Source organism: Acidovorax delafieldii 2AN, assembly GCF_000175235.1.
Classification (GTDB): Bacteria; Pseudomonadota; Gammaproteobacteria; order Burkholderiales; family Burkholderiaceae_C; genus Acidovorax; species Acidovorax delafieldii_B.
In genome coordinates this window covers 1-4,028 of sequence record NZ_ACQT01000293.1, presented here as the reverse complement: position 1 = coordinate 4,028, position 4,028 = coordinate 1, and the positions used below count along the sequence as shown (strand labels likewise).

At 68.4% G+C, this 4,028-nt stretch carries 5 protein-coding genes; 4 read left to right on the top strand and 1 reads right to left on the bottom strand.

Features of this window, described 5'->3' with window-relative positions; translation table 11 throughout:
• Positions 1–246, top strand: a 246-nt coding sequence (locus tag ACDELDRAFT_RS25885) for a hypothetical protein (protein ID WP_040330028.1), incomplete at its 5' end; no start/stop codon positions are given.
• A gap of 141 nt (positions 247–387) precedes the next feature.
• Here the strand turns inward: ACDELDRAFT_RS25885 and ACDELDRAFT_RS19870 are convergent.
• Positions 388–705: a hypothetical protein gene (locus ACDELDRAFT_RS19870; RefSeq protein WP_005799843.1), complete on the bottom strand. Its 318-nt coding sequence runs from the start codon at positions 703–705 to the stop codon at positions 388–390.
• Between the two features lie 187 nt (positions 706–892).
• On the opposite strand from ACDELDRAFT_RS19870, the gene dinG reads away from it, so the two are divergent.
• The 3 genes from dinG to ACDELDRAFT_RS19855 all read left to right on the top strand — a co-directional run.
• Positions 893–3,067 carry an ATP-dependent DNA helicase DinG gene (dinG, locus tag ACDELDRAFT_RS19865; RefSeq protein ID WP_005799842.1) on the top strand — a complete coding sequence of 725 codons (2,175 nt, stop codon included), beginning with the start codon at positions 893–895 and terminating at the stop codon, positions 3,065–3,067.
• Between the two features lie 59 nt (positions 3,068–3,126).
• Positions 3,127–3,486 (top strand): zinc ribbon domain-containing protein YjdM, encoded by a 360-nt coding sequence (locus ACDELDRAFT_RS19860; RefSeq protein ID WP_005799841.1) that lies wholly within the window; start codon positions 3,127–3,129, stop codon positions 3,484–3,486.
• Between the two features lie 83 nt (positions 3,487–3,569).
• Positions 3,570–4,028, top strand: a 459-nt coding sequence (locus tag ACDELDRAFT_RS19855) for a 3'-5' exonuclease (RefSeq protein WP_005799840.1), incomplete at its 3' end; no start/stop codon positions are given.

The following is a 4,028-nucleotide window of genomic DNA, read 5'->3' as shown; positions in this document are numbered from 1 at the left end:
ATGCCGCGCAGGGCTGCGCCCAGGTCACGCAAGCGCTGGCCGATTGCGGGGTGCCGCTGCAGACGCTGCTGCAGCACCACGGAGGGCCCCGGCGGCGTTGGCGACCTGCGGGCGGGCCAGCGGCATGTGGTCGTGCTGACGCAAATGGCGCTGGAAGCCGATGTGGACCGCGCCCTGGCCCGCATGGCCGGTGCCGCGGGCACGCGCGGTGCCGCCGTGCGGCTGCGGGTGGAGTTGCTCGCATAGGGGCGCACCCGTGCAAGGCCACCGCCCTGCCGCGGCCGTACGCAAGGCTGCCGTGGGCGCGGCCACCGCTGCGGCCAGAATGCGAGGTGGTTTTATGCAGAATCAGGCGGATGCGCTTTCTGGATGTGCGAAAGCAGCTATTTATTTAGTAGCATCCGACCGGATCGGCTTCTGCCCCACGCGGTGGGCGCGCAGGCCCTGGTCGGTGTCTTCCAGGCCGCGCTGCAGGTCTTGGAAGCCCTGCTCCACCCGGGGCGAAGGAATGCCGCCGGTCATGGCGGCGGCCTCGTCCCGCTCGTGGGGCAGGCGGCCTTCGGGGGCGTCCAGGTCTTCGGGACCGTTGTTGTGCGCCTGGGGCGCGGGGTGCGTGGTGGTGTCGGTGCGGCGCTGCGCGCGCGCGGGCACGGGGGCGGACGGGGTGACGTCCGGGTCGGTATTGGTGGCGGGCGACTGGGCCATGGGGCCTCCTGCGGATAATGGGCGCTCCCGCGGCCCGCGAAATGCGGTGTGCAGGTGCGCTGCGAATGAACAAGGCAGCGCACATGCTAGAGCGGCGGCGCTGAGGCCCATGTAGGCCAGGGCGCATACCCGGCGCAGGGCCTGGACACCATGTCCATGCCACACTGCCGGTCTCACACAGGTGGTTATGTCTTCTACAGAATGGGCCCAGGCGGCCCTGCAGTCGTTTGATGCGGTGGTGCAGGCCACCGAAGGGTTTCGCAGCCGCACCGGGCAGCGGCTGATGGCCGAGCAGGTGGCGCGCACCTTCAGCAGCGCCACGCTGGGCAAGGTGGATGAAGAAAGTGGCGAGGCCGCGCCCACGCGCTCCATTGCCGTCATCCAGGCGGGCACGGGCGTGGGCAAGTCGCTGGCGTACTGCGCGCCCGCAATTGCGCTGGCGCTGTCGCGCGGCACGCGGGTGCTGATCTCCACCGCCACGGTGGCGCTGCAGGAACAGCTGGTCAACAAGGACCTGCCCGCACTGGCCGCGCTGATGCCCCAGCCCTTCAAGTTTTCGCTGGCCAAGGGGCGCGGGCGCTATGTGTGCAAGCTCAAGCTCGACCGCCTGGCGGGCACGGGCGAGGCCGAAGAAGAGGGTGAAGACGACCTGTTTGCCGAGGAAGAAGCCGCCGCCCGCGCCAAGCGCCCCCGGCACGAGACCGAGGCGCGCATCCAGTTCTATGGGGCGATGGCGCAAACCTTGTCGAAAGGCGCGTGGGATGGCGACCGCGACAGCCTGGACACGCCCCCCGAGCCCGAGGTGTGGAGCCCCGTGGCAGCCGAGGGCGCCTCGTGCACGGGCAAGCATTGCCCGGCCTTCAGCCAGTGCACCTACTACGACAAGCGCAAGGAGCTGGTGGGCGCGCAGGTGATCGTGGCCAACCATGATTTGCTGCTGTCGTCGCTGGGCGCGCGCGTGCTGCCCGAGCTGGACAACTGTCTGCTGGTGCTGGACGAAGCCCACCACTTGCCCGCGACGGCGCTCGACCAGTTTGCGTGCAGCATGGATTTGTCGCGCATCAACTGGATCGAGCGGCTTGCCAGCCGGGGCCTGCGCATTGGGGCCCTGCTGGAGGTCGAAGAGATTGCCGACATCCCCAAACATTCGGCCCAGTTGCGCCAGACGCTGCAAGACCTGGCGCGCATCGTGATGGACGTGTATGGCGCCCAGCTCAAGAGCCAGCCCAGCGCCTGGGGCCCGGCGCGCGTGCGCGTGCCGCGCGGCGAGTTGCCCGAGCAACTCATCGCGCCGCTCGGTCTGCTGGCCGCCAGTGCCGAGGGCTTTCTCGATGCCCTGCGCGCCATCAGCAAAGCCCTGCGCGCCGAGATGCGCGACAAGCCCGACGAGGCCAAGCGCCTGTCCACGCTGTACGCACAGATCGGCATGCTGGCACCGCGCCTGGAAGAGCTGCACGCCACCGCGCAACTGCTGCTGCAGGATGCGCCCCAAGGCGCCGACCGCAGCTTTGTGCCCGCCGCCAAATGGTTCACGCTGGAGGTGGATGGCGACTTCATCGTGGTCAAGGCGCACGCCAGCCCCATCCTGCCCGGCACCACGCTGCGCAACCACCTGTGGAGCGCGGTGCGCGGTGCGGTGCTCACGTCGGCCACGCTGACCAGTTGTGGCAACTTCGATTTCTTTTTGCGCGAAGCCGGCCTGCATGGCGACGAGGCGGCCACCACGCTCGAAGTGGCCAGCCCCTTCAACTACGCCGCGCAAGGCACGCTGATTGCCGCCGAGACGCGCGCCGACCCCAAGAACGCCGCGCAGTTCACCGCCGAGATGGTGGACGCGCTGCTGCACGACATTGCCCGCGTGGAATACGGCGCGCTGGTGCTGTTCACCTCGCGCGAGCAGATGCGCCAGGCGGTCGATGCGCTGCCCACCGCCATGCGCAGCGTGGTGCTGGTGCAGAACGCGCTGCCACGCACGCAACTGCTCAAACGCCACCGCGAGCGGGTGGAGAACGGCGAGCCCTCGGTCATCTTTGGCATGCAGTCCTTCGGCGAGGGGCTGGATTTGCCGGGGCGCCTGTGCGAATCGGTCTTCATCACCAAGCTGCCCTTTGCCCCGCCCGACGACCCGGTGGGCGAGGCCCGCGCCGAATGGCTGCGCGCCGTGGGCCGCGACCCCTTCAGCGAGCTGGTGGTGCCCGCCACCGCCATCCGCCTGGCGCAATGGGTGGGCCGCGCCATCCGCACCGAGGAAGACCAGGCCCACGTGTACTGCTACGACAAGCGCCTCACGCGCACCAGCTATGGCCAGCGGCTGCTCAAAGGGCTGCCGCCGTTTGCCCTGGAGCAACGCGCGCCCCTGTGACGCGCGCACACTTCACGGCCCATTTCCAACACAACAACGTCAACCAAGAGAGGACCACCATGCCCCACACCATCCCTGCCTGCCCCCAATGCGGCCTGGAGAACACCTATCCCGACGGTGCCAACTACATCTGCCCCGACTGCGGGCACGAATGGCCCCAGGTGGCCGATGCTGCCGAGTCCGATGCCGCAGAGGCAGGCAACGGCATCGTGCGCGATGCCAATGGCAACCCCCTGGCCGATGGCGATGCGGTGATCCTGGTGAAAGACCTCAAGGTCAAGGGCTCGTCGTCCACCCTCAAGAAGGGTACCAAGATCAAGGGCATCCGCCTGGTCGACGGTGCGGATGGCCACAACGTGGACTGCAAGACCGACCTGGGCAGCATGCTGCTCAAATCCGAGTTCCTGAAAAAGGCATGACGCTTCTTTTCTGATAGCTTCTTGCGCAACACGTGCAAGCGCTATCGGCTGAAACAGCAAGAAATAACCACCCTGCCCACTCCGTGCCGCAACCCATCGCCGTCATCGACTTTGAAACCACCGGCATGGGGCCCGGGCAAGGCGCGCGTGCCACCGAAGTGGCCATCGTGCTGCTGGACAACGGCGTGGTGGTGGACCGCTTCCAGAGCCTGATGAAAACCGGCGCGTGGATCCCGCCGTTCATCACGCAGCTCACCGGCATCACCAACGCCATGGTGAACGCCGCGCCGCAAGCGGCGGCGGTGATGCGCGAGGCGGCACGTTTCGTGGGCAACGCGCCCATGGTGGCGCACAACGCCGCGTTCGACCGCAAGTTCTGGCAGGCCGAGCTGGCCTTGGCCGGCCTGCCCGCGCCGCATCCGTTTGCCTGCACCGTGCTGCTGTCGCGCCGGCTGTACCCGCAGGCCCCCAGCCACAAGCTGGGGATGCTGGTGGACTACCACGGCCTGCCGCGCACGGGCCAGGCCCACCGGGCGCTGGCC